This window comes from Sphingopyxis sp. RIFCSPHIGHO2_12_FULL_65_19 (assembly GCF_001830555.1).
In the GTDB taxonomy this organism is placed as follows: Bacteria; Pseudomonadota; Alphaproteobacteria; order Sphingomonadales; family Sphingomonadaceae; genus Sphingopyxis.
On record NZ_MIAM01000049.1, the window covers coordinates 153,997 to 179,399 of the forward strand.

19 protein-coding genes are annotated in these 25,403 nt (G+C 63.3%); 12 read left to right on the forward strand and 7 right to left on the reverse strand.

What is annotated here, in order from left to right:
• The coding region (locus A3E77_RS14140; protein WP_293647037.1) for an alpha/beta hydrolase at window positions 1–813 on the reverse strand (813 nt) is incomplete at its 3' end.
• Between the two features lie 15 nt (window positions 814–828).
• Window positions 829–2,001: an MFS transporter gene (locus A3E77_RS14145; RefSeq protein WP_293647039.1), complete on the reverse strand. Its 1,173-nt coding sequence runs from the start codon at window positions 1,999–2,001 to the stop codon at window positions 829–831.
• 150 nt (window positions 2,002–2,151) lie between these two features.
• Between A3E77_RS14145 and A3E77_RS14150 the strand changes: the two genes are divergently transcribed.
• From A3E77_RS14150 to A3E77_RS14185, 8 genes are all read left to right on the forward strand, one after another.
• On the forward strand, window positions 2,152–3,045 hold the full coding sequence (locus A3E77_RS14150) for a LysR family transcriptional regulator (RefSeq protein WP_293647041.1): 894 nt from the start codon (window positions 2,152–2,154) through the stop codon (window positions 3,043–3,045).
• 215 nt (window positions 3,046–3,260) lie between these two features.
• Window positions 3,261–3,668: a hypothetical protein gene (locus A3E77_RS14155; protein ID WP_293647043.1), complete on the forward strand. Its 408-nt coding sequence runs from the start codon at window positions 3,261–3,263 to the stop codon at window positions 3,666–3,668.
• Window positions 3,669–3,780: 112 nt separating this feature from the next.
• Entirely contained in the window at window positions 3,781–5,013 is a 1,233-nt protein-coding gene (locus tag A3E77_RS14160) for a TolC family protein (protein WP_293647045.1), read from the forward strand.
• A complete protein-coding gene (locus A3E77_RS14165; protein ID WP_293647047.1) occupies window positions 5,010–6,251 on the forward strand; it encodes an efflux RND transporter periplasmic adaptor subunit in 1,242 nt (413 codons plus the stop codon). Before A3E77_RS14160 ends, A3E77_RS14165 begins: the two co-directional genes overlap by 4 nt.
• Window positions 6,241–9,480, forward strand: a complete 3,240-nt coding sequence (locus A3E77_RS14170; protein WP_293647049.1) for an efflux RND transporter permease subunit — start codon at window positions 6,241–6,243, stop codon at window positions 9,478–9,480. The genes A3E77_RS14165 and A3E77_RS14170 overlap by 11 nt, the downstream gene beginning before the upstream one ends.
• 60 nt (window positions 9,481–9,540) lie before the next feature.
• Window positions 9,541–10,263 (forward strand): HupE/UreJ family protein, encoded by a 723-nt coding sequence (locus A3E77_RS14175; RefSeq protein ID WP_293647051.1) that lies wholly within the window; start codon window positions 9,541–9,543, stop codon window positions 10,261–10,263.
• Between the two features lie 17 nt (window positions 10,264–10,280).
• On the forward strand, window positions 10,281–10,895 hold the full coding sequence (locus A3E77_RS14180; RefSeq protein WP_293647053.1) for a transmembrane anchor protein: 615 nt from the start codon (window positions 10,281–10,283) through the stop codon (window positions 10,893–10,895).
• Window positions 10,896–10,959: 64 nt separating this feature from the next.
• A complete protein-coding gene (locus A3E77_RS14185) occupies window positions 10,960–12,294 on the forward strand; it encodes an MFS transporter (RefSeq protein WP_293647055.1) in 1,335 nt (444 codons plus the stop codon).
• Window positions 12,295–12,350: 56 nt separating this feature from the next.
• On the opposite strand, the gene chrA is transcribed toward A3E77_RS14185, so the two are convergent.
• From chrA to A3E77_RS14205, 4 genes are all read right to left on the reverse strand, one after another.
• Complete coding sequence (gene chrA, locus A3E77_RS14190) at window positions 12,351–13,538, reverse strand: chromate efflux transporter (protein WP_293647057.1); 1,188 nt, start codon at window positions 13,536–13,538, stop codon at window positions 12,351–12,353.
• A gap of 539 nt (window positions 13,539–14,077) precedes the next feature.
• Entirely contained in the window at window positions 14,078–15,358 is a 1,281-nt protein-coding gene (locus A3E77_RS14195; RefSeq protein ID WP_293647059.1) for a metal-dependent hydrolase family protein, read from the reverse strand.
• A 21-nt stretch (window positions 15,359–15,379) separates the two neighbouring features.
• Window positions 15,380–17,059, reverse strand: a complete 1,680-nt coding sequence (locus tag A3E77_RS14200; protein ID WP_293647061.1) for a hydantoinase B/oxoprolinase family protein — start codon at window positions 17,057–17,059, stop codon at window positions 15,380–15,382.
• A gap of 2 nt (window positions 17,060–17,061) precedes the next feature.
• Window positions 17,062–19,104: a hydantoinase/oxoprolinase family protein gene (locus tag A3E77_RS14205; protein WP_293647063.1), complete on the reverse strand. Its 2,043-nt coding sequence runs from the start codon at window positions 19,102–19,104 to the stop codon at window positions 17,062–17,064.
• Between the two features lie 207 nt (window positions 19,105–19,311).
• Between A3E77_RS14205 and A3E77_RS14210 the strand changes: the two genes are divergently transcribed.
• From A3E77_RS14210 to A3E77_RS14225, 4 genes are read left to right on the forward strand one after another with little or no spacing between them, the layout of a single operon-like run.
• Window positions 19,312–21,651: a TonB-dependent receptor gene (locus A3E77_RS14210; RefSeq protein ID WP_293647065.1), complete on the forward strand. Its 2,340-nt coding sequence runs from the start codon at window positions 19,312–19,314 to the stop codon at window positions 21,649–21,651.
• Window positions 21,652–21,653: 2 nt separating this feature from the next.
• The gene (locus tag A3E77_RS14215; protein ID WP_293647067.1) at window positions 21,654–22,325 is read left to right on the forward strand and encodes a helix-turn-helix domain-containing protein; all 672 of its coding nucleotides are present in this window, start codon (window positions 21,654–21,656) and stop codon (window positions 22,323–22,325) included.
• A gap of 8 nt (window positions 22,326–22,333) precedes the next feature.
• Window positions 22,334–22,681: a cupin domain-containing protein gene (locus tag A3E77_RS14220; protein ID WP_293647069.1), complete on the forward strand. Its 348-nt coding sequence runs from the start codon at window positions 22,334–22,336 to the stop codon at window positions 22,679–22,681.
• Between the two features lie 21 nt (window positions 22,682–22,702).
• Entirely contained in the window at window positions 22,703–23,983 is a 1,281-nt protein-coding gene (locus A3E77_RS14225; RefSeq protein ID WP_293647071.1) for a DUF3422 domain-containing protein, read from the forward strand.
• A 167-nt stretch (window positions 23,984–24,150) separates the two neighbouring features.
• Here A3E77_RS14225 and A3E77_RS14230 read toward each other — a convergent pair whose 3' ends face one another.
• Entirely contained in the window at window positions 24,151–25,383 is a 1,233-nt protein-coding gene (locus tag A3E77_RS14230; protein ID WP_088474320.1) for a serine hydrolase domain-containing protein, read from the reverse strand.
• Between the last annotated feature and the right edge of the window lie 20 nt (window positions 25,384–25,403).

Consider the following 25,403-nt stretch of genomic DNA (forward strand, 5'->3'; position numbering starts at 1 on the left):
GAAGCCGCGCGGAGTCTTGTAGTAGTCGTGATAGTCGACAAGAAACTGCGCCTCGCCGCCCTTCAGTTCATTCATGGGCGGGCCATAACCAGGCATCCCCTTTTCAGCATCCTCCCAGCGTTGACGGCCGAGCTGCTCAAGGGTCGCTGTACGCTGCTCCAGCGTCACGCTGTCGTTGTAGCCCTTCGACATGACGCGGGTCATGTCGTACATCGTGCTGACGGCCACAGCCTTGACCCGCTTGTCGACCGCCACGGCGTTGAGCGCCATCCCGCCCCAGCCGCAGATGCCGAGGATACCGAGCCGCTCGCGGTCTACCGAATCGTGGGTCCCGAGATAGTCGATCGCCGCACTGAAATCCTCGGTGTTGATGTCGGGCGATGCGACATTGCGGGGCGCGCCGCCGCTTTCGCCGGTGTAAGATGGATCGAAGGCCAAAGTGACAAAGCCACGCTCAGCGATTGTCTGGGCATAGAGGCCCGAGGATTGCTCCTTCACCGCGCCGAACGGGCCACCGACAGCGATGGCGGGCAGAAGGCGATCACCTCGGTTCTTAGGCAGATAGAGATCGCCGACGAGGGTGATGCCGTAACGATTGGCGAAGGTGACCTTCTGGTGATCGACCTTGTCGCTCTTGGGGAAAACTTTGTCCCAGGTCTGGGTGAGTTGCACAGGTGCTCCATTGGGTTGGCTCGGTTCAGTTTGCGCCAGCGCTGGCTGGACGATGGCGAAAAGCGCAGAGATCGCCAGCAGGCCGCCTCGCATCAGGTTTCGGCCCGCCAGCACCGGGCCATTGATCTGGGAAAGTTTCATGCGTTTTCTCCGGTTTCAGGAAGCCGCAGTGGCGGCGTTGGGTTGAGCAGCCCGATCGATTGCAGCCTGCGAAGACCGCGCGGCGAGGACCGCGACAAGCGAGGATGACATGAGCAGCGCTGCGCTTGCGAGGAAGGTGGCCTGGTAGCCCCAGGCGTCGAACAACATTCCGCCGAATGCGGCGCCAAGAGTGATCGCCAGTTGGACCACCGCAACCATGAGCCCGCCGCCGGCCTCTGCTTCATCGGGCAACGCTCTGCTCACCCAGGTCCACCATGCGACGGGGGCAGCCGTGCCGACCAGACCCCACATCATAAGCAGGATGGCGACGCCAAGGGTGGAGGCGCCAGCGGCGACAAGCCCGCCGGCGATTGCGGCCATCGCGAGCGGCATCGAAATCAGCAGTCCGTAAAGCGACTGCTTGAGCGCGATCCCGATGGCATAAGTTCCGGCGAGGCCTGCCACACCGAGGCCAAGCAGCATCAGCGACAGGGTGGTCACATCGACCGCGGTGACGGTCTCCAGGAACGGCCGCAGGTAGGTAAAGAGCGCGAACTGGCCCATGAAGAAGAGCGCGACCGCGAGCATGCCGAGCGGCACTTGCGGGCGACGAAGAACTTTGAAAGCCGCAACGCCGCTCGCCCGCTCGCGGCTCGGCATGCTCGGAAGGGTCATGAACTGCCAGGCGAGCGTGACCGCGGCGAGCGGGACGACGCAGAAGAACGCACCGCGCCATCCGATATATTGCCCCAGATAGCTGCCCAGTGGCGCCGCGATCGTCGTGGCAAGCGCATTGCCGCCGTTGAGCAACGCCAGCGCGCGCGGCACGGCATCCTTCGATACCAGCCGCATGACGGTTGCGGTCGACATCGACCAGAACCCGCCAATCACCACGCCGAGCAGCGCCCGGCCCACCATGAAAATCTCATAATTGGGCGCGAACGCGACAATCGCGCCCGAAACGATCATCAAGGCTGTGAGGGCCAACAGAAGAGCGCGTCGATCAAGGCCTCGCGTGGCCGAAGCGACGAAGAGGCTGGTGACCACGGCAAAGATACCTGAAACCGCGATCGCCTGCCCTGCCTGGCCTTCGGTCACCGCCAGGCCGGATGCTATCGGTGTTAGGAGGCTGACCGGCATGAACTCTGACGCGATCAGCGTCGACACGCAGAGGGTCAGCGCGAACACCGCTGTCCAGCCACCAGCTACGGAGGGCTCTATCGCGGGTTCTCGGGCGTGGATCTGGGAGCGGGTCGTTTCCATGCCCCCCATTTAGGCCATCTACATCATGCGGATTACCCGCTATGATCGGCATGCGGCTGTGAGCAGGATTCAACAATGCAACGCGAAACCATGTCCGATCTTGTGGCCTTTCTGGCCGTGGCGCGCGAGCGAAGCTTCACGCGTGCGGCCGCCAAGCTAGGTGTCTCACCGTCTGCCCTCAGCCATACGATCCGCAAGCTGGAAGAGCGGCTCGGCGTGCGCCTGCTCACGCGGACCAGCCGAAGCGTCTCGACCACAGAGCCGGGCGAGCGGCTGCTGGAACGCGTCGGTCCCCGCTTCGACGAAGTCGCCGACGAGCTCGCAGCGCTGACCGAGCTCCGCGACAAACCAGCAGGGACATTGCGCATCACGACCGGTGACCAGCCAGCCGAGAGCATCCTGTTGCCCGCCCTAGTGAAGTTGCTGCCACTCTATCCGGACCTCATAGTCGATTTGACGGTCGATAATGGTTTTGTGGACATCGTTGCCGATCGCTTCGACGCCGGCGTTCGGCTCGGTGAAACGCTCGCCCAGGACATGGTCGCGGTACGCATCGGTCCCGACATGCAAATGGCGATCGCCGGATCACCGGGATATTTGGCGACCCATGGATTGCCGCAAACGCCCGACGACCTTGCCAACCACAACTGCATCAATCTCCGGCACCAGGCCAAAGGGGGGATTTCGGTCTGGGATTTGGAGAAAGAGGGTCGCGCCGTGAACGTGCGCGTCGAGGGGCAGCTGGTCGTGAACGACATCGCCATCGTCCGCCAGGCTGCGGTCGATGGTCTCGGCTTATGCTACCTGCCTCGCGACTACGTGCAGACTCACTTAGACGCCGGCGAGCTTGCGCCCGTGTTAGAAGATTGGTGCCCACCGTTCCCCGGCTATCATCTCTACTATCCGAGCCGCCGCCAGCAATCGCCTGCCTTGGCGGCGTTCGTGGCCGCCGTTCGATATCGAAGCTGAGGCAAATTCAGGTCTCATCAGCGAATTGTAGCGCATCATTTTTTCAAGCTTCGACCGACGGCCGAATTCTCGACAGTTTTGGCCGTTAGGAGACATTCCGCTTTGCGGCGCGGACCGGGCTGTTCCGGACATTCCGACTTTCAAATCGCCGCTGCTTGTCAATCGCTACGCCCGCGATTACACGCTTACCGGTGCCGAACTCGCTCGCTCTTGCAATGGACCGCCTGATTGCCACGCTCTGCGTTGCGCTTATGCTGTTCTATGCGGCGACCGTTCCGGCCAAAGCGGCCAATCAAATCCAGCACGCGCCGGGACTGATGCTCGCGCACGATCATGATGCCCCGGCCAGTTTCTCGGTCGATACCGTCCACGATTACCAGGACGCGCATGCCGAGCATCATGAAGACACCTCAGATAGCGAGGACGAGCCCGGCGATCGCGCCGGCGGCGGTCATCATCACCATGGCGACAGCGGCCCTAATCTGCTCGTCCCCGAAGCCGCCGCAGGCCAGGCCACGATTTCGCCCGCCAGCCTTCACCAGGTCTTTCGAGAACGACATATCGTCGGGCTGCGATTGCCCGGACCCGAGCGGCCACCCAGAAGCACCTCGCTGAACGCCTAGACGCCGCGTCACCTGAGTGGCGCGGGGATGTTCCCACGCCTTTCAGCGAGGCCGCTATCTCATGTTTTCCTTTCCTCGTGCGCGCTCCGGCGCGCTTGCCGCGCGTAGAGCCATGCTCTGCGGGGCGGTCCTGCTCGTTTTCACAGCGCAGTCCGCATCGGCGCAAACTCTAGGCCTCGACGAAGCGCTTTCGCGGGTCGCGACGAGCGATCCCGCTATCGCTGCCAATGCCGCGCGCCTCGAAGCCGCCGACGCCGCGATATTGCAGGCCGATATCCGTCCGCGCGATGTGGTCGGGGTCGACTTCGAGGATTTCGCCGGGACCGGACCCTATTCGCCGCTGAACCGGTCGCAGGCGACCGGCTGGTATGAGCGGACGTGGGAACGCGGCGGCAAGCGCGAGGCGCGCATTGGCGCGGCGCGGGCCGACATTGCCATCGTCGGGGCGCAAAACCGCGTCCGCCTGCTCGATCGCCTGGCGCGCGTGCAGGCGGCATGGGTCGAGTCGCTGGCCGCCGAAGCCGCGATCCCCGTCGCCGAAGCGCGGCTTGCCGATCTCCAGCGTGTCGAGCTCGATGTGGTGAAGCGCGTCACCGGCGCGCTCGATCCCTGGTTCGCGGCCGAGCGCGCGCGGACCAATGTCGCGCAGGCTGAAATCGCACTTGAGCAGGCGCGCGAAAGTGCACGGAACGCGCGCAATAATCTCGCGGCATGGTGGGGTGGAAGCGGCGACTTCAAGCTCGACCCCGCCATTTTCGAGACGCTCGATCTCGCCGTGCCGCCCAAGGAAAATTCGGCCGACGTCGCGATCCTCGCGGCCGAACTCGCGGCCGCCGACGCCAAGGTGAGGCTCGCCGAGACCGGCAATGTCGCCGATCCGAGCGGGCGGGTCGGCCTTCGCCACTTCGGCGAAGGCAATGACCTCGCCATCATGGTCGGGGGCTCGATCCCGCTCGGCACCAAAAATGCCAATCGCGGCAATGTGACGCGGGCGCAGGCCGAGAAGCGCGCCATCGAAGCCGATGTCGCAGTGACGCGGGTCGAGATCGAGCGCGAGATCGGCAAGATTGTCGCGGATCGGCAGCTCATTGCGTCCGAGGTCAAGCGCATCGATGCCGAAGTGCTGCCCAGCGCGACGCGCGCGGTGCGGCTGATTCGCGACGGGCTGGCGCGCGGCGGCACGGCTTTCACCTTCCTCGAATTTTCGCAAGCGCAGGCCGCGGTGTCCGACGCGCGAGCACGGCGGATCGAGCTGCTGCGCCGCTTTCACCTTCTGGGCGTTCGGCTCGACCGTTTGACCGGCCGCCACACACCCCTGCTTGCCAACATGGAGACGACACGATGACCAAATATCTGCTCGGGGCGGCGTCGGTCATCACCCTCGCTTTGCTCACTGGTTGCGGCGACAGCGGCACGGAGAACAAGGAAACCATAGCGGCGAAGGCCGGCGAATATGAGCGCGGCCCGCACCGCGGCCGGATGCTGCGCGACGGCGATTTTGCGCTCGAGATCACCATCTTCGAAGATGGCGTCGATCCCGAGTTTCGCGTTTACGCTTATCGGAACGACAAGCCGGTCAAACCCTCGGACGTCAAGCTGACGATCGAGCTCGGCCGCCTCGGCGGCAAGGTCGATCGCTTCAGCTTTGCGCCGCAGGAGGATTTCCTGCGCGGCAGCGGGGTGGTCACCGAACCACACAGCTTCGACGTTCGCGTCGCCGCGTCGACAAGTGGCCGCAGTCACAAATGGGCCTATCAGTCCTATGAAGGCCGCACGGTGATCGCCCCCGAAGCCGCCAAGGCTGGCGGGGTCAAGGTTGAGGCCGCAGGACCGGCAACAGTCAGCGACCTCATCGACATGGGCGGCCGGATCGAGATTACCCCTGAGGGCAAGGCCGATGTCCGCGCGCGGCTGCCGGGCCTGATCGTATCGCTGAACGGCAAACTCGGTCAGCAGGTCCGCCGCGGCCAGGTGCTGGCCCGGGTGGAATCGAGCCATTCGCTCCAGATTTATACGGTGCCAGCCCCGATCAGCGGCACGATTGTCGAGAAAAATGTCAATGTCGGCGACACAACCGGCGACCGTGCGCTGTTCGTGATTGCCGATCCGACCAAACTCCACGCCGAATTCTTCGTTTATCCGCGCGATGCCGAGCGGGTGCGGGTCGGGCAGCCGGTGAGCCTCAAAAGCCTGTCGGGCGAAGCGCGCTTCCAGGCCGAGGTCGAGGCAGTGCTGCCGACCGCCGATGTCGCAAGCCAGACCATGCTCGCGCACGTCCACCTCCCACCGGTCGCGTCGCGCGAGTTCCGGCCCGGCATAGGCGTGGAAGGCAGCTTTGCCGTGTCGCAAGCAAATGTCCCGCTCGCGGTGCGGACCAAGGCGATCCAGCGCTTCCGCGACTTCGAGGTCGTCTTCGCCAAGGTCGGCACCACCTATGAGGTGCGGATGCTCGAAATCGGTCGCCGCACTCCCGAGTGGGCCGAAGTGCTCGGCGGACTCGCGCCCGGCGAAGTCTATGTTGTGGACGGCGCCTTCCTGATCCGCGCGGACATCGAGAAGTCGGGGGCCAGCCATGACCATTGATTCAGCCTCACCGGGTAAACTCCCTTTGCTCGAACGACTGATCGCGGCCGCTATCCGCTTTCGCTGGTCGGTCCTCGCAATTGTCGCTTTGCTCTGCGCAATCGGCGTCTGGAGCTTTCAGCGCCTCCCGATCGATGCCACCCCCGACATCACCAACGTCCAGGTGCAGATCAATAGCGAGGCGGCGGGCTTTTCGCCGCTCGAAGCCGAGCAGCGCGTCACCTTCCCCGTCGAGACGGCAATCGCCGGCCTGCCGGGGCTGCAATATACCCGCTCGGTATCGCGCTACGGTCTCTCTCAGGTCACTGCGGTGTTTGAGGATGGCACGAGCATCTATTTCGCTCGCCAGCTCATCAACGAACGGCTGCAATCGGCACGCGAACAACTCCCGCCCGGTGTCACCCCCGAAATGGGGCCGATCGCGACCGGCCTCGGCGAGATCTTCATGTATACGCTGGAGGCCGAACCGGGCGCCAAGAAGCCCGACGGCAGTGCTTATACCCCCGAGGATTTGCGCACCTTGCAGGATTGGGTGATCCGGCCGCAGCTGCGGAGCACGCCGGGAGTGACCGAGGTCAACAGCATTGGCGGCTATGAGCGCCAATATCATGTGACCCCGATCCCGGCGCGGCTCTCGGCCTATGGGCTGACGCTCGGCGACGTCGTGCAGGCGCTCGAACGCAACAACGACAATCGCGGTGCGGGCTATGTCGAACGCTATGGCGAGCAATATCTCGTGCGCACGCCGGGACAGGCCGCTGGCATAAACGAACTCGGGATGATCATCGTCAGCAACCGGGGCGGCGTGCCGATCCGCGTTGCCGACGTCGCCGACATCGGCATGGGCGAGGAGCTGCGCACCGGCGCCGCGACCGAAAATGGCAAGGAGGTTGTGCTCGGCACGGTGTTCATGCTCGCGGGCGAGAACAGCCGCATCGTTGCCCGCGCCGCCGCCGAGCGGCTCGAAGAGGCGGCGAAGGCGTTGCCCGCCGGGGTCAAGGCAACTCCCATCTATGACCGCACCGATCTTGTCGAACGCGCGATCTGGACCGTCGAGAAGAATCTGATCGAAGGCGCGCTCCTCGTCATCGTCGTGCTGTTCCTGCTGCTCGGCAACGTCCGCGCCGCACTGATCACGGCGGCGGTCATCCCGATCACCATGCTGATGACGATCACCGGCATGGTGCGCGGCGGGGTGTCGGGCAATTTGATGAGTCTCGGCGCGCTCGACTTCGGGCTGATCGTCGATGGCGCGGTCATCATTGTCGAAAACTGCCTCCGCCGCTTCGGCGAGGCACAGCACCGCCTCGGCCGCCTGCTCGACCGCGACGAGCGTTTCCAGCTCGCAGCAACGGCAACGTCTGAGGTGATCCGGCCATCGCTGTTCGGGATGCTGATCATCGCGCTCGTCTATGTGCCGATCTTCGCGCTCACCGGGGTCGAGGGCAAGATGTTCCACCCGATGGCGATCACCGTCGTGATGGCGCTGACCGCGGCACTGATCCTGTCGCTGACCTTTGTGCCAGCAGCCGTCGCGCTGTTCGTCACCGGCAAGGTCGAGGAGAAGGAAAGCCGGTTGATGGGTTGGGCGCGGCGCCTCTATGCCCCCGCGCTCGACAAGGCGATGCGGCTGCGCACCGCTTTCGTTGCCGGCGCGGTTGCGCTTGTCGTGATTTCGGGGTTCGCTGCAAGCCGGATGGGCTCGGAATTCATTCCGAACCTCGACGAGGGCGATATCGCGCTCCACGCGCTCCGCATTCCCGGCACCAGCCTCAGTCAGGCCGTTGCGATGCAGGCCACGCTCGAAGCGCGGATCAAACAATTTCCCGAGGTTGACCGGGTGGTGGCGAAGATCGGCACGGCGGAAGTCGCGACCGACCCAATGCCACCGTCGGTCGCCGACACCTTCATCATCATGAAGGATCGCGCCGACTGGCCTGATCCCCGAAAACCCAAGGCACAGCTGGTCCGCGAAATGCAGGCCGCCGTGGAGCAAATCCCGGGCAACAATTACGAGTTCACGCAGCCGATCCAGATGCGCTTCAACGAACTCTTGTCCGGGGTGCGCGCCGACGTCGCGGTTAAAGTCTTCGGCGACGATCTCGATACTTTGCTCGAAGTGGGCGAACAGATCGAGGGCATCGCCGCCGGAGTTGCAGGCGCGCAGGATGTCGGCCTCGAACAGGTGACCGGCCTGCCGACATTGCAAATCACCCCCGACCGGAACGCGCTTGCTCGCTTTTGTCTCAACGTCGGCGATATTCAGGACGTCGTGGCGGTGTCGATCGGCGGGGTTCAGGCGGGGCAGATTTTTGAAGGCGATCGGCGTTTCCCGATCATCGTCCGCCTGCCCGAGACTGTTCGCGAGCGGGTTGACGAGATCGGCAGGTTACGCATCCCGCTTCCCGCCATCGGACCGTCGGCCGATGTGACGATGGGTGCGGCGCCCGACGCGGGGCTGCGCGGTTTCGTGCCGCTCGCCGATGTCGCAAAGGTCGAGGTTGTGATCGGCCCCAACCAGATCAGCCGCGAGGACGGCAAGCGCCGCGTCGTGGTGACTGCGAACGTGCGCGGCCGCGATCTCGGCTCCTTCATCGAGGAGCTTCAAGCCAAGGTCGATGCCGAGGTCGAGGTGCCGCCCGGATATTGGGTCGCTTATGGCGGCACGTTCGAGCAGCTGATCTCGGCGGCAAAGCGCCTGCAAATCGTCGTGCCCGCCGCGCTGCTGATGATCTTCGCCCTGCTCTATGCGCTCTTCCGCTCGACCAAGGATGCGGCGATCGTTTTCTCGGGGGTGCCGCTCGCGCTCACCGGGGGCGTCGCCGCGCTGCTCATCCGGGACATGCCGCTGTCGATCTCGGCCGGGGTGGGCTTCGTCGCCCTGTCCGGGGTGGCGGTGCTCAACGGCGTCGTCATGCTGAGTTTCATCCGCCAGCTTCGCGAAAGCGGCAGTGGGCTGGAGGAGGCGATCCGCGAGGGCGCACTGACGCGCCTGCGTCCGGTGCTGATGACCGCGCTGGTCGCGAGCCTCGGCTTCGTGCCGATGGCCTTCAATGTCGGCGCGGGTGCCGAGGTTCAGCGACCGCTCGCTACAGTGGTGATCGGCGGCATCGTCTCCTCGACGATTCTGACCTTGCTCATCCTGCCCGCGCTCTACCGCATGGTCCACGGACGCGGGGCAAACGACCAGACAACCGAGCCCCCAGCGGCCCGGCCTTTACCGGCCTGACCGCTCGCCCCGCGCATCATTGCGGTGCGCGGGGCACCCATAACCAAGGAGAATATCCGCATGTTCATTCGAACGACCGCACCGCCGGGAACCAATATTCAGAGGCTCCTACTTGCGCTCAGCCTGATCCTTCTCACCCTCGCCGCAGGCGCCGAAGCGTTGGCGCATAACGTCGCCGAGGGCGACAAAGGCTATATCCAGGAAAGCAGCGGCGTCCTGTTCTGGCCCTTCGTCTATCTCGGCGCCAAGCATATGGTCACCGGCTACGACCATCTGCTGTTCCTGTTCGGTGTCATCTTCTTCCTCTACCGGATGAAGGACATCGGTCTTTATGTAACGCTGTTCGCGATCGGCCATTCGACAACGATGCTGTTCGGCGTGCTCACCGGGATCAGCGCCAACGCCTATATCATCGACGCGATAATCGGCCTGTCGGTCGTCTATAAGGCGCTCGATAATCTCGGCGCGTTCCAGAGATGGTTCGGTTTTCAGCCGAATACCAAGGCGGCGACATTGGTCTTCGGTTTCTTTCACGGCTTTGGCCTCGCGACCAAGATCATCGAGTTCGAGATTGCGCAGGACGGCCTGATCGCAAACCTGCTCGCCTTCAACATCGGGGTCGAGATCGGGCAGTTGCTCGCGCTTGGCGCGATCCTCATCTTCATGGGCTTCTGGCGCCGGACGCCGAGTTTCATCCGCCACGCCTTCGCCGTCAATGTGCTGCTGATGACCGCAGGCTTCGTCCTCGTCGGCTACCAGCTTGCCGGCTACGCCATCAGCTAATCCAAAGGAAATCCATTATGTTCAACAGCCAGAAACCCCAAATCGAAGACTTGCCAACCAGCCGTCAACTATTGCGCGCGACCGCAATTGCAATCGTCGCAGCAGGCGCGATCCTCGTCGCGGTCGTGCTCCCCAGCGAATATGCGGTCGATCCGACGGGCGTCGGCCGCCAGCTTGGCCTTACCCAGATGGGCGAGATCAAGGCCCAGCTTGCCGAGGAAGCCGCAGCCGATGCCGCTGCCGGCGCCGCGCCCGCTGCCCCGGTTTCACAGACAGCACCCGCAGAGGTTGCGGCGGTGGGCGCAGCGGCCGCTACCCGCTCGGACACGATGAAACTGACCCTTGCGCCGGGCCAGGGCGCCGAGATCAAGGCGACGATGGCCAAAGGCGCACGCGTGAACTTCAACTGGTCGGTCGAAGGCGGCCAGGTCAATTTCGACACCCACGCCGATGCGCCCGGCATCGCATATCACGGCTATGGCAAGGGCACGGATACCGCCGGTGAGTCCGGCGAACTTGTTGCTGCCTTCGACGGCAAACACGGCTGGTTCTGGCGCAACCGATCGGACGGGCCGGTGACGATTACGCTGCGCACCGACGGCGCCTATAGCGACCTGCGCCGCGTCGTCTGACGAGGGGGCGACCTGACCTCCAGCCGGCAGCATCCGGCCGGAGGCAATTGCCGGGAATTTGATCATGCTCGACGTGCTTGCCAACCGCACCTACCGCCACCTCTTCCTCGCGCAGATCATCGCGCTCGTCGGCACCGGCCTCGCGACCGTGGCGCTGGGGCTGCTCGCGTTCGAGATCGCCGGCGCAAACGCAGGCGCGGTTCTGGGAACGGCAATGGCAATCAAGATGGTCGCCTATATCGGCGTCGCACCGGTCGTCGGCGCCTATGCTAACCGTCTGCCGCGCAAGGCCTTTCTCGTCGCAATGGACGTCGTGCGCGGTCTCGTCGCGCTCACCCTGCCCTTCGTCGATCAGGTCTGGCAGATTTACCTGCTGATTTTCATCCTCCAGTCGGCGTCGGCCGGATTCACGCCGACCTTTCAGGCAACGATCCCCGACGTTCTTCCGGATGAAAAGGATTATACCAAGGCACTATCACTGTCACGGCTCGCCTATGACATGGAGAGTCTCGCGAGCCCGGTGCTCGCCGCCGCGCTGCTCGGCATGATGAACTTCCACTGGCTGTTCTCGGGCACCGCGATCGGCTTTGCCTGCTCGGCGCTGCTCGTGCTCTCGGTGACGCTGCCCCGCACCGTCGCGAAGACGCAGCACGGCGGGATTTACGACAAGACGACGCGCGGCACCCGCCAATATCTTAAGACGCCGCGCCTGCGCGGTCTGCTAGCCGTGACACTCGCCGCCGCCGCGGCGAGCGCGATGGTCATCGTCAACACGCCGGTGCTCGTGCGCGGCGTGCTCGGCCTCGGGCAAAGCGAGGTTGCGATCACGCTCGCGGCCTTCGGCGGCGGCTCGATGATCGCGGCGCTGCTTCTCCCCCGTCTCCTCGACCGTTTCGCCGACCGCAGCATCATGATCGCGGCGGCCGCCTTCATGACCGCCATCCTTGCCCTGCTCACGGTGGCTTGGGCCGTCACCGACCCGTCGCATCACTGGCCGATCATCCTGATAGGATGGTTCGCGCTCGGCCTCAGCTATGCGGCAAGCATCACGCCGGGGGGCCGACTGCTGCGCCGATCTTCCGGCGCCGAGGATCGCCCTGCCTTGTTCGCCGCGCAATTTGCGCTCAGCCATGTGTGCTGGCTTGTCGCCTACCCGCTTGCAGGGCAGGTCGGCGCCCGCGCCGGCATGGACGCTGCACTCGGCGCGAGCGCGGTGCTCGCGCTCGTCGGCACGCTCATCGCAATCCGGATATGGCCGCAAGGCGATCCCGACGTGCTCGCGCACCACCATGACGACCTGCCGCCCGATCACCCGCATCTCGTCGAAGGCCATGCCCAGGGCGAAGCAAAGCACGCCTATGTCATCGACGAACTGCACCCGGAGTGGCCGGGGAGATAGAGGCGCCCGCTGGTTGGCCGGCGGCCATCGCGTTCAACGAACGGGCGGGCACATCCTCAAAGAGCGAGCAGCCAACCCCCAAGACCACCGCCGATAACGAGCGCCGGCATCACGAGCTTGCCCTTGAGCCTCCACACCAGTGCAAGCGCGACGGCGAACAGGGCCAGCGACAGCCCGAGGCTCGACGCGCGCTCGGCGGTCGACCAGCCGAGCTGGACGAGGGTCGCGGCAATGACACCGACGACCGCGGCCGCGACGCCGGCGAGCAGCCGGTGCAGCGCCGGATTCTCTACAACGGCTTCGAGCCGTTCGAAGAAGATCATCGAAAAGGCGAAAGCGGGAAGGAACATGCCCACCGTAATCGCGATTGCCCCCTCCCAGCCGCCGACGACATAGCCTGCGAAGGTTGCGAAGATGACGAGCGGCGCCGGGAGGACGCCGGCAAGCGCGACGCCATCGAGAAACGAACCATCGGAAAGCCAGCCGCGCCCGACGGTATCAGCGCGGACATAGGGGATCGCGGTATATGCACCGCCAAAGGTCAGGAGTCCGCCCTTGAGCCCGGCGATGAAGAGCGCGAGCGTCGTCGCGGGCACAACCGCGGCGCCGACGACGCCCGGATGAATCGCGTTGGTCGACGGAAGGACGAACGCCAGTACGAACGCTCCTGCCAAGACGGCGACGGCTAGCGCCTTGCGCGCAGCTAGCGAATAGATCAGCCCACCGGCGAGAAGGGGAATCCAGAAAGGCACCCCGATCATCGTCGCGGCAAAGCTTGCGCCCGCCAGCAGCCATAGCAGCCAGTCTTCGAGAATATGGCTGCCGATCCGGTGCACTGCGCGCAGGATGATCGCGAGGACGACGATCTGGATGCCGAAGAAGATGCTCGCGGTTCCGGGCTGGCCGACGATCCAGCTGTCATAGGCCCAGGCGGCGAGCAGCATCAGGAAGAAGCCCGGCAACATGAAGCCAAGTCCGGCAAGTAGTCCGCCAATGCGTCCGCGCGCCACCATCCCGAGATGGACGCAAAGCTCATGCGCTTCCGGCCCTGGCAATATCTGCATGACCGCCAGCAGCCGGTTGAAACGCTCGGAGGAAATCCAGCGCTCCTCGTCGACCAGCGCCTGGCGCACCATCGCGATTTGCGCGACCGGTCCGCCAAAGGCGAGGCAACCGAAGCGCAGGAATTTGAGGAACAGCCGGGTCAGGCTGAGGGAAGGAGGAGAAGGTTCGAGATTCGTCATGCCAAGCGCGCTCCCGCCGCAAATTGCGGCTAAATGGAGCGGAACTTGGGCGACGTTTGCCGCCTGACCGGGCGTCCGCGTTGGCCCGCATGGCCGCTTTATCACGCGAGCCGTCGGAGGGAAGACAGTCTTGCTATCAGGCCGGCAAAGTTCGTGTTGTGGCCGATTTCAGACCGTCCGCTCTTCGGGACAATAGGCAGAAAAGCGGACGTTCCTTTTGCTTTATCGCCGTACAAGCAAATCCGCCAACGTCTTGGCAATCGGCAACGGATCGTGCAACGTATTGAGCACTCCGAGCTCCCACACATATCGGATGACGGATGTACCGCTCGAGCGCTTCAGCCGCAGGCGTTAGGGGCGGCCATATAAGTCACGTGATCTGCTGAACAACAGAGCCGCGGCGATTGCCGCCGAGCCGACACCGGGCTTCTTCGAACATGCGGAGCCCGGAAAAGAGTCCTTATGCGCCTTCCCTGGAGATGAATGCGCCGGTTCCGCTATGAGCATGAGACCGTCTTGGCGAGGGCGCTCTTTATCTGTCATGCTACCTCCTTCTCGTGCTGGCAGGGCAACGCTATGTGCGCCAAAGGCTCTATCCGCCTGCCTCGCGACCATATTTGCGCGACGGCCTTGCTGTCAGTCTCAAGTAACGCGATGTCCTCGAGGGGATTTCCATCGATGACCAGAAAGTCAGCGAAGGCTCCCGGCGCAATCTCGCCCAGACTGCCGGCCATGTTCAGCAGTGCGGCGTTGACTGATGTTGCCGATTGCAATGTTTCGAAAGGCGTCTCAACCGCGCTACGGAGACGAAACTCTTCGCGCTGGAGGCGATGATGCGGCCCAAGAAGATCGGTGCCAAAACCGAGCGCTACGCCTTCCGCCCGGCAGATGCGAATAGCCTCAAGTCCCTGTTCGCGGACTTCCGCAAGCTTCTCCAGCGTATGCGTCGGAGCGCCGGTTTCCCGGCCAAAGCGATGAAGCGCATCGTAGGTGGCCAGCGTCGGAACGACGAAAGCTCCGGCCGCGGCCACTAACCCAGCCGCCGCCACGTCGATCAAATTGCCATGCTCGATCGACCGGACGCCGAGCCGGATTGCTCGGGTGATACTGTCGGCAGTGTAAGCATGGGCAGCGACGTAGCGCCCGCGGCGCGACGCTTCGTCGACGACCGCCGCGATCTCGTCGTCGGAGAATTGCTGATAGTCGATCGGATCGCTCGGCGTCGAAATCCCGCCCGACAGGAACAGTTTCAGATGATGTGCACCTTGGCGCAAGGCCTCGCGCGCCGCCTTGCGCAGCGCATCGGCGCCATCGACGAGATCTGCAAGCGCCCCGCGCGGGGTGCAGCCGCAAAGTTCGGCTTGTTCATGAGGCACTCGCGCGTCGCCATGCCCGCCGGTCTGGCTAAACGCACGACCACAAAAGAAGAGGCGCGGTGACGCGAACAGCCCCTGCTCGGCGGCGAGCCAGGTCCCATGATCGCCTCCCCCGACGTCACGGACCGAAGTAAAGCCTCGCCGCAAGGCAGCTTCGAGGATGAGCCGCGCCCGCTGCGCTTCGTAGGTCTTCGGGTAGGTCTCGCATTTCGCGGTGTCGGTCTCGGTCGCGAAGGCATGGAAATGCGCGTCGATTAGCCCCGGTAGCAGCGACATGCCCCCAAGATCGACCTCGCGGAAATCGAGAGCGTCCGGCCTGCGGGCCGAGACGCTCTCGATCCTGTCCCCCCGAACCACCACAAATGAGGGTTCGGAAAGAAAGGGCGAATGTCCGTCGAAAATCCGGGCATTGGAAAACAGGATGGGCCCTGCATCGATAGGCATGACGATGACTTCGGCTTCGCGTTACGTGCTGTGGCCATAGTCGCGCGCCGCCTGGTCGGGCGTTACGAAGCCGTCGCGCAGGTCGGCTTCGATCGCTTCGCGCGCGCGCAGCTTCGGGTCGCCCCAGCCGCCGCCGGTCGCGGTCACCATGCGCACTACGTCGCCCTTCGCCAAGGGAACGCGCGCCGGCTTGCCGAGCCGCTCGGGCGGGTCCGACCGCTGCCCCTGGCGCAAAATCTCGGCATAGTTGGATGAGCCCTGCTGTCCGCCGGCCGCGCCCCAAGGCGGGAATTTGAAGCGGCCGAAGCTGCCGGTGAAAACCCAACCGTCATTCGGAATCTCATATTCGAGTGCGACGCCCTTGCCGCCGCGGAACCGGCCCGCGCCGCCGTCGTCGTCGTGGAATGCATAGCTCCTAACGTGAACGCCATATTTGGCTTCGGTGACTTCGACCGGAAAGTTATAAGTTTCGCCGTCGGCGACCGAAAATTGGCCGTTGAGGCCGTCGCGATCCTGCATCGCGCCCCAGCCGCCGACGAGCGGCCCGACGAGGATCGTCGGTGCCTTGGTCTTCGGGTGCGGTCCCGAAAAGACGATCGCGCAAACGGACAGGACATGGCCCGCGGTCAGGCGGTCAGGCAGATGTTCGGCGAGCGCCTTCCAGATCAGATCCTGCGCATAGAGCATCGTTTCCCAATAGGTCGATACGGGAGCCGGCCGCTCGGCGGTGAACAAGGTGCGGTCGGGGCAGACCACCTCGATCGCGCGGAAACAGCCGCCGTTCGCAGCGATGCCGGGATTGGTGAGCGCCTTGAAGATCGTGCGGACCGCCGAGACGAGGCCGGTACGCGAATTGTTGATCGGCCCCGCTGTCTGCGGCGCGCTACCGGTGAAATCGACCTTGAACTTGTCTTCAGTGATATCGATCCTCACGCAAACCTTCAGCGGCTGGTCGGTGATCCCGTCATCGTCGATCCAGTCCTCGGCATAGAAGGTTCCTTGCGGCAGTCGCTTCAACTCGGCGGCGATCATCGCCTCGCCGTAATCGAGGAGATCGTCCATCGCCTGGTGCATCGACGCCGCGCCATAGCGATCGAACAGCTCGACGATCCGGACTTCGGCAACCTTGTTCGCCGCCATGCCCGCCCAGAAATCGCCCATCGAATCCTTGGGAAGCCGGATATTGCTCTGGAGGATTTCGAGGATGCCGCCGACCGGCTTGCCGCGCTCCATGATCTTCACAGTCGGGATCTGGAGACCCTCCTGGAAGATTTCGGTCGCGTCGGTCGTGAAGCTGCCTGCTGCCATGCCGCCGACGTCGACCCAATGCGCCTTATTCATCGCGAAGGCTACGAGTTCGCCCGCAACGAAGATCGGCTTGACGATCGCGACGTCGCAAAGATGGGTTCCGCCGCCCTTATACGGATCGTTCGAGATGAAGACGTCGTCCTGGTGAATGTCGCCCGCGAACTTTTCCAGGATATCGCGAACAAGCGAGTCGATCATGCCGAGGAACACCGTGGTGCCATTGCCCTGCGCAATCAGGTCGCCGCGCGCGTTGGTGATGCCCACCGAATAGTCGAGCGCCTCGTAGATGATCGGGCTCATGCTCGTCTTCGCCATGGCGAGGAACATCTCGTCGCCGACCGCGACGAGCGCGTTCTTGATGATTTCCTGCGTGAAGGGATCGTGGCGGGTCATCTTCAGTTCCCCAGTTCAATGTGGATGTTGCCGACCACGTCCATGCGCGCGGTGCAGCCGGGGTTGACGACGATCGTCGTCGTGCTGTCCTCGAGGATCGCCGGCCCGCGTATTTCCATGTCGGGTTCGAAGTGGGCAAGGTCGTAGGCGGCGCTTTCATGTACCCCGTCGGTGTCGAAATCGACGGTCCGCCGGCCGGTAATCACCGAATCGGCCGTCGCGCCTGTCTTGGGCCGTTCGGGCAGGTCGATCTTGTCGGTCTCGTTGAGCGCGACGACGTGATAGTTGACGAGCTCGACGTCGCTATCGAGCCTGAAGGTATACTCGCGGTGATGCTCGGCGTGGAACGCCTCAATCGCCGCTTCGACCGCGTCCCGGTCGATCGCACCGCCCGCGACGGGCACCTTCACCGTATGCTCCTGGCCGCAATAACGCATGTCGGCGTAACGCTCGAAGCGAAGCTTCGCGGCGTCCATGCCCTCGCGAACGCAGACCGCGCCGGCATCAGCTTCCATTTCGCCATAGACGGTGTTCAGCCGGTCCAACGGAAAAGCCGAAATGTCCTCGACCCGGGTCATCAGGAAGTCGCGCCGGATGTCCGACATCAGCATGCCCCAGGCCGAGAAGACCGACGAGTTCACCGGGATGATCACCTTGCGGGCCTGGAGGTCCTTGGCGAGCGACACCGCGTGCATCGCGCCGCCCCCGCCGAAAGCGATCAGCGCGAACTCGCGCGGGTCGAAGCCGCGGTTGAGCGACACAAGCTTGAGCGCGTTGACCATATTGGCGTTGGCGATCCGGATCACGCCGCGGGCGACATCCTCGACACTACCGCCGAGCTGCCGCGTGAACTTCCCGAACGCCTTGGTCACATTGTCGAAGTCCGGCTTGTGCTCGCCGCCAAGAAAAAGATCGGGATTGATCCGGCCGAGAACCAAATTCGCATCGGTGGTGGTCGGCTCGGTGCCGCCCCGACCATAAGCCGCGGGCCCGGGCGTCGAACCGGCGCTCTTCGGGCCGACATGAAGGCGGCCGCCCTCGTCGGTCCAGGCGATCGAGCCGCCGCCGTTACCGATCTCGACAAGATCGACCACCGGGGTCCGGATCGGATAGCCGGGGCTCGTCCGGTCCCACTCGATCTTGTAATCGGTGGTGATCCGCGCCTGTCCGTCTCGGATGAGCGCGGTCTTCGCCGTGGTGCCGCCGATATCGAGCGCGATGAGATTCGGCTCACCGATACGCCGGCCGAGCGCCGCCGCGCCAAGCACGCCGCTGGCAGGCCCCGATTCGACGAGCGCGATCGGGTTGTTCCGCGCCCCTTCGACCGTAGTGACGCCGCCGTTCGACTGCATGATGTAGGGGACTGAAGCGAGGCCGCGTTCACGAAGCCCCTTTTCGAGCGACCCGAGGTAGCGCTTTGCGATCGGATGGACATAGGCCGAGAGAACGGTCGTGCTCGTCCGCTCATATTCGCGCCATTCGCGGCAAACCTCGTTCGATCCGACCACCGAAAGGCTCGGCCATTTCGCGCGAAGGCTCGCGCAAACCGCCGCTTCATGCTCGGGATTGGCATAGGCGTGCAGGAAGCAGACCGCGACCGCGTCGACGCGCTGCGCTTCGAGCTCGTCCCCGATCGCATCGAGCGACGACATATCGATGGGAAGAAGTATATCGCCGTCGGGTCCGACGCGTTCGCGCATCTCGAAGCGCAGATATCGAGGGACGAAGGGCGACGGCTTTTCGAAGGCGAAGTTGAAGAGGTCGGGACGGTTGCCACGCGCGATCTCGAGCACGTCGCGAAAGCCCTCCGTGGTGATCAGCGCCGTGCGGCCGCCGGTGCGTGACAAGAGCGCGTTGATCACGACCGTCGTACCATGGGCGAAGAAATCGAAGTTGGCGGGAGAAACCCCTGCCTTCGTGATCGCCGCGAGGACGCCGCGATCGAAATCGGGCGGCGTCGTGTCGGCCTTTGCCGTCACGATACCGTTCGGCCCGATCCCGACCAGGTCGGTAAAAGTCCCTCCAACGTCCGTCGCTACTCGCATGCCGCGGCCTTCCTCCCATGAACTGTAATGATGTCGGATCGATTGAGCCACCGTGTGGCATCCGACCTCTTCCATTTGTCTGCGTCACATTATTTGATATGTCAAATATTAATTGACATCAAATTTTTTGATTATATTTTGATGTCACGATGCGATGCTGCGGAGTCGCCTCGCGGTAAGGGAATGATCAAAAAGGGAGGACCGCACATGCAGAAGCAGCTTCGGACGAGCGCTTCAATTTTGGCGCTGCTCGGCAGCATCGCAGCAATTCCGGCAACGGCATTCGCACAAGATACCTACCCGCAATCGAACGCATCGGACGATTCCGAAGATATCGTCGTCACCGCCCGTTCGCGCGAAGAACGGCTGCAGGATTCGCCCGTCGCTGTGACAGCGATCGGGGAGACATCAATCGAGCGTGCGAACCTCACCCGCGCCACCGACTTCATGCAGCTCGTTCCGAACGTCACCGTCGCCGACGCGCAGGATTCGGGCAATGTCGCGATCAACATTCGCGGCGTGGGGCAAATCCGCAACGGCGAGACCCCCGTTGCGATCTCGATCGACGGCGTGCTGTTGTCGAGCCCGCTCCAGTTCAAGCAGGAATTCTTCGATATACAGCAGATCGAGGTGCTGCGTGGGCCGCAGGGCGCGCTATACGGTCGCAACGCCATCGCCGGCGCGATCAACATCACGACCAAGAAACCGTCGAACGAATTCTCCGGCAATTTCCGCGTCGGCTATGGCAACGGCGACGCCTTCAATGCGAGCGCTGCGATCAGCGGCGCTTTGATCGATGATATTCTGCTCATCCGCGCAGGCGTCTCGCGCACGCAAAGCGACGGCTACATCACCAACAGCTTCTTGAACAAGAAGGTCGACTATTTCGAGGACACCACCGCCCGCCTCCGTATCGACTTCACGCCGTCGGACGCGGTCTCGGTCGACCTGCGAGGCTTTTATTCGACGCGCCAGGGCGGTGCCGCCTATTTCGCGCGCCCGCTGCTCCAGGCATCGGACCGGCCGTTCATCGATCCCGTGCCGAACGTAGATGTCGCCAACGACGTCGTCGCGCCCGAGTCCAACAACCTCGGCTTCGACGACCGCGACCTTCTCGATTTCTCGTTGAAGATCGACATCGACACGCCAATCGGGGTTCTCACTTCGACGACCGCATACAGCAATGTCCAGCACGTCGTCGCCTTCGACGGCTATGACTATTCGAACGACAATCAATGCTATCTCTTCGGTTTCGGCGCGGTCTCCGACGGCCTCGTCAATTGCAACAATCCGCGCACCCTTGCGCTCGGTCCGAGCGGCGATCCCGACGGCGCCGACGCGCAATTCCCGGCCCCCTACAACACGACGTTCCAGGACAACGACATCAAGAACTGGAGCCAGGAAATTCGGATCACGTCGCCCTCGGCGCAGCGCTTCCGCTATATCTTCGGTGCCTATTTCCTTTGGCGCGATCGCTCGCTCCTGACCGGCACCAACGAGGATTTGGGCTTCGGCGTGATCCCCGAACTCGACTTCAATCCCGCGACGCCGAACCAGACGCGGCGCTATTTCGCCGAGGACAACAAGGACTTTGCCTACGCCCTGTTCGCGCAGTTCAACTATGACCTTACGGACCAGTTCGAGCTGACGCTCTCGGGGCGCTTCGACAGCGACCGCCGCCGGCAGACCGACCCGCGTGTCGCCCCCTATCGTGTTGATGGCTTCGGACTTCCGATCACCGGCCCGGCAACGCGCCATGCAACCTTCACCCAGTTCCAGCCCAAGGGCACGCTACGCTGGAAACCCTCGGGCGACATGCAGGTCTATGCGACGGTCGCTCAGGGCTTCCGTTCCGGCGGATTCAATGCACCTGGGACCGAGTCCGACCCCTTCACCGGCGTTCCGATCTCCTCGCCGATCTACAAGAAGGAAGTCGCCACAAGCTATGAGATCGGCGCGAAATCCGAGCTGTTCGATAATCTCCTGACGCTCAACGGCGCGGTTTTCTTCACGAGAGCGAAGAATCTGCAGGCATTCAACTTCAACGGCTCGGTGAACGCGCAGATCGTCACCAATATCGATCGCGTCGATGTGAAGGGCCTCGAAATCGAATGGACTCTGCGCCCGGCAACGGGGTTCAAGCTGTTCGGAAGCCTCGGCTACACCGATGCGGAGATCAAGGCCTATGCGGCGAACCCAGCCGCGGTCGGGAACCAGGTCCCTTATACGACCAAGCTGACCATCAGCGCCGGCACCGAATATGTCGCGCCGCTGACTGCGAGCCTCAGCGCCGTGTTCCGCGCGGATTGGCAGCGCCGCGGCAAAACCTACTTCCACGAAGGTGGCACCTTCGTCGGAGTACCAGTACGCGATGCGATCAATTTCGTGAACGGGCGCATCGCGATCGAGCATGAAAAGGGCTGGTCGCTCGGGGTTTGGGCTAAGAACCTCCTGAACGAGCGTTATTATGAGGAGGTCGTGGCGCCTGACTATAATTACCAGGGCCGGCCGCGAACCTACGGTGTCGAGTTCTCAGCCAAGTTCTGAATATGCGCGGGGCCGGCGGTGGGTTGATCGAAGATCGGCACACCGCCAGCCTGCACCAAACACCGAAAAACCGGGAAAGTTTAGAAATGTCATTTTTGAAGCAGGATCAAAAGGCTCCGAAGCCGGCCATTGGCGGACGGATAAAAAGCCGTCGCCAGGAACTCGGCATGACCCTCCAGGCGGTCGCGGAAGCGAGCGGCCTGTCGGCTCCTTTCCTGTCGCAGGCGGAGCGCAATCAGACGGTGCCGTCATTGGTGTCGCTGGCCTCGCTGGCGAGGGCCTTGGGCGTCGATATCGGCTATTTCATGGAGATGCCGAAGGACGAGAATATCGTCAGCCGCGCGAGCAGTCCCGAACTGATCGAACTCGACTCACCAGTCGTGTATCACCAGCTCAGCTCGATGCTGCCAGACCAGAAAATGGATGCGATCCTGATGATCATTCCGCCCGGCCATCGCTTTCCCATCGATCAGCGCGACGGCGAGGATTTTCTATACGTAATCGACGGCGAATTGATGTCGCAGGTCGGCGAGTTGCGCACAGTTCTGCGCGCGGGCGACAGCATGCATTTCCGCTCCCAGGCACCGCACAGCGCGTGGAACGAGACGAAGGTCGATGTGAAGCTACTTTACGTCGGCACGCCGTCGATTTTCCGCAACCCGGTCAACCAGTAGAGGCCGGCATGGAGAAGACTGCACTGACGTGGACGGACGATGTGTCCGATCCACTTTTCGGGATTTGGCGCTTCGTCGATCCCGCTGCCAACGTGATCGAAATCGGCACCGGCCGCTTTGCCGCCGGCCAGAAGATGCCAGAAACCGGCAACTCGCAGCACCCTTTGCGCGAGATCTCAATCATTCTCGAGGGCGAAATCGAAACGAAGAGCGGCGGCAAAACGGAACGCCTGCGCGCGGGCGACATCGTGACGATCCCGCCGCACCAAATTCAGAACTCGCGCTTCGTTGCTGACACGAAGCTCGTCTATATTTTCTTCGGGCACCGGCGTTGCCGCGAGGACGAAGACAGCTGAGTAACCGGGTGTCACCCAGTCATGTATGGTCAAGATAACGCCAGCGACCGCGGCCCCGGCGATCACGGACTGCGGGTCTCGCTGAGCGAGATCATGCATACGCGAACCCTGCAGGTACCGAAGATTCCGGCGCGTGTGCGCCAGTGGCTGATCCTGCATGGCGACGAAGATATTGCCCGGCTGGGCGACTGGCTGCACCGCGTATCGCAGGGGCGCGCCGCACAGGGCGCCAGCCGCTTCACCGTCGACGAGGACGACATGCATTGCGTGTGGGAAGCGCATACCGAATTTTCGACGATCACATTTGTAACGACAGAAGCTTCCGGCCGTGCACCGCCCGGCGACTCTTCCTGGCTTCGCGGAATGCCCGGAGAGATTTTCCGATCGGTCGAGATTCTGATCGGGTCACGGACCGATTTCGACTGGGAGGCAGAGGCGTGCTTCGATCCGACCCGTATCGTGAGCAGCCTGGCCTTCGGCGGCGTTGCTCGGATTTGGAGCGACTTCACCATAAAGGGCACGGAAGCCGGAAAAATCCTTGTCGAGGATCTTGGGCTTCAGAATGACGAGGCGTCGCGGTTGGTGCAAACGCTCCTTGAAATCGGCAATTATCGAAAGTTGGCGCTCTTGGGCTTTCCCGTCGCTCGAGATTTGATGCCCTGGATCACCGCCGCAGAGGCTCGCCACGCCAAGATTACCGAGCGGATGAACGCACCGTCGGGCAATCGAGCCGAAATCTTGCACGAGTTGCTCGATCTGTCGGCCGAGGTCGAATGCCGCGCGGGGCGCGCGCGTTTCCGTCTCGGCGCGACAAGCAGTTACCATCTCCTGACGCGCGACAGGCTTTCGGCCCTTCGCGAAGCTCGTCTACCTGGATACTCGACTTGGTCCGACTTCATAGAGCGGCGCCTTCTCCCGGCCATGCGGACCTGCGAAATCTCGCAGAGCCGGCTCGATCGCCTCAGCGAGAGAATTAATCGAACGGCCAGCCTTCTCTCGCTTGAGCAAACGGTCGCCTTGAACAAGCAAAGCCAAGCGTCGCTGGCGAGCATGAACCGGCGCGCGATGGTCCAACTTCGCCTCCAGTCGCTCGTCGAAGGGCTCAGTGTTTTTGCCGTCTCCTATTATATCATCGGGTTGCTCGACCATCTTCTCGACCCGCTCCTTCAACTGGGCGACGTTGAACGATTGAAATCAGCGGCGCTCGGTGTGATCGTGCCATTGGTGCTTTCGGGGGCCTGGATCATGTCCAAACGTCGCCGCCTTCGGTCGAACATGCCGGTGCCCAGCGAATTGGCTTGAAACCGATGTCAATGGACAGAGCCACGCACGTCAGGCCGCGAGACGCGAGATGTTCGATCGCGCCTGATCTCAGTAGATGACTTGAGTTGGCCGATTACGGTCAGGCAACTTTTGGTTCGAAATCTGGAGAAGCAGACACTCGAACCAAAAGCGCTGCGAACAAGATTTTAAGGCGCAGGCACGCGGCTCGCGATAGCCGCTTCGATCAGGCCCTGCATCTCTTGTTCCAGTTCGGTGCCCTTACGATCTCCGCCGCTCGAAATCTCGGTCGCGATCAGGCCGTAATAGCCGGTTCCGCGATCGATCCAGCCCGTCCATCCATAAGCGCCCGGCGCCGAATTGATCGTCGATGTCGCGCAGGCCGATGGCGTGTCGCATTCGACGAAGGAGCCCAGAGCATATTCCCAGTTCGAGGCCCCCGAGGGCACGAAGACGCGCGGCAGGCCCGTCGTGCGCGGCTGGGTAAAGACGGTCATATCGGTCACGAAGGCGCCGCCGAGGAGCGCGCGCAGCAGCTTGGCATAGTCGCGCGGGGTCGAATAGGCGCCCCCCGCCACCCACGGGTTCGTCGGCGCGCTGCCCGCCGGATCATACCATGTCGTGCTCGTCATCCCGAGCGGCGTCGTGACATGCTGGGCGAAAAGTTCGTGGAAGGTGCGCTGACGCGCCGGCGTTGTTCCGGGCTGGATGCTTACATCCTTCGCCTCGAGATAGGCGGCGGCGATCTGCATCCCGTGCGGACCATAGCTATATTGCGCGCCCGGCGCGTTGCCGGGACGCAGGATGTCGTATCGCAGGTCGTGAATATTCTTCGCGCAATTGTACAGGATCAGCGCCGGTGTCAGCTGGCACCCTCCGACCAGCGGGCTGCCGTTGAACCCCGACGTCATCGACAGCGCATGCTTCAGCTTGACGTCCTTCTTGGTCCCGGTCGTCGTCCAGAAGGCGAGCGGCGGCCGCATCGGGTCGTCCAGCGTGACAATCCCCGCCTGCGCCATCCGCATGGCGAGCGTTCCTGCAAACCATTTGGTGGCCGAAGCGAGCGGCGTCACCCGATCGATTCCGAAGCTGCCCTTCTCATATGCAAACAGATGGTCGGCGTCGGTGGCGTTCCCGACGATGAAATAGCCGTTCGCGACTTCGGCGTCGGCATCGATCGCCGCCTGCAGCGCCGTCCAGTCGTAGGTATAACCGCCGACGGTTGTGGTAAGGCTGGCAGACGAAACTCCTGCCGAAGCAGGCGCTGTGCCATTCGCCGCAGTGGCCGCTGCCGGTGGCAACTGCACCATCGGGCGCGCCTCTCCCCTTTCACCGCCGGTCACACCGCCCTGCGCAAAGGCGCCCGCGCCGATGACGGCCGCACCCGCGGCGAGCCACGCCCATGTCTTGCGTTCAACCATATCGTCTCTCCCGTCCTCTT

What these genes read in the sequence shown, in the direction of transcription:
- A3E77_RS14150 (WP_293647041.1), top strand. Translation starts at nt 2,152, where the DNA reads ATGCAACGCGAAACCATGTCCGATCTTGTGGCCTTTCTGGCCGTGGCG.
- A3E77_RS14155 (WP_293647043.1), top strand. Translation starts at nt 3,261, where the DNA reads ATGGACCGCCTGATTGCCACGCTCTGCGTTGCGCTTATGCTGTTCTAT.
- A3E77_RS14160 (WP_293647045.1), top strand. Translation starts at nt 3,781, where the DNA reads ATGCTCTGCGGGGCGGTCCTGCTCGTTTTCACAGCGCAGTCCGCATCG.
- A3E77_RS14165 (WP_293647047.1), top strand. Translation starts at nt 5,010, where the DNA reads ATGACCAAATATCTGCTCGGGGCGGCGTCGGTCATCACCCTCGCTTTG.
- A3E77_RS14170 (WP_293647049.1), top strand. Translation starts at nt 6,241, where the DNA reads ATGACCATTGATTCAGCCTCACCGGGTAAACTCCCTTTGCTCGAACGA.
- A3E77_RS14175 (WP_293647051.1), top strand. Translation starts at nt 9,541, where the DNA reads ATGTTCATTCGAACGACCGCACCGCCGGGAACCAATATTCAGAGGCTC.
- A3E77_RS14180 (WP_293647053.1), top strand. Translation starts at nt 10,281, where the DNA reads ATGTTCAACAGCCAGAAACCCCAAATCGAAGACTTGCCAACCAGCCGT.
- A3E77_RS14185 (WP_293647055.1), top strand. Translation starts at nt 10,960, where the DNA reads ATGCTCGACGTGCTTGCCAACCGCACCTACCGCCACCTCTTCCTCGCG.
- chrA (WP_293647057.1), bottom strand. Translation starts at nt 13,538, where the DNA reads ATGACGAATCTCGAACCTTCTCCTCCTTCCCTCAGCCTGACCCGGCTG.
- A3E77_RS14195 (WP_293647059.1), bottom strand. Translation starts at nt 15,358, where the DNA reads ATGCCTATCGATGCAGGGCCCATCCTGTTTTCCAATGCCCGGATTTTC.
- A3E77_RS14200 (WP_293647061.1), bottom strand. Translation starts at nt 17,059, where the DNA reads ATGACCCGCCACGATCCCTTCACGCAGGAAATCATCAAGAACGCGCTC.
- A3E77_RS14205 (WP_293647063.1), bottom strand. Translation starts at nt 19,104, where the DNA reads ATGCGAGTAGCGACGGACGTTGGAGGGACTTTTACCGACCTGGTCGGG.
- A3E77_RS14210 (WP_293647065.1), top strand. Translation starts at nt 19,312, where the DNA reads ATGCAGAAGCAGCTTCGGACGAGCGCTTCAATTTTGGCGCTGCTCGGC.
- A3E77_RS14215 (WP_293647067.1), top strand. Translation starts at nt 21,654, where the DNA reads ATGCGCGGGGCCGGCGGTGGGTTGATCGAAGATCGGCACACCGCCAGC.
- A3E77_RS14220 (WP_293647069.1), top strand. Translation starts at nt 22,334, where the DNA reads ATGGAGAAGACTGCACTGACGTGGACGGACGATGTGTCCGATCCACTT.
- A3E77_RS14225 (WP_293647071.1), top strand. Translation starts at nt 22,703, where the DNA reads ATGTATGGTCAAGATAACGCCAGCGACCGCGGCCCCGGCGATCACGGA.
- A3E77_RS14230 (WP_088474320.1), bottom strand. Translation starts at nt 25,383, where the DNA reads ATGGTTGAACGCAAGACATGGGCGTGGCTCGCCGCGGGTGCGGCCGTC.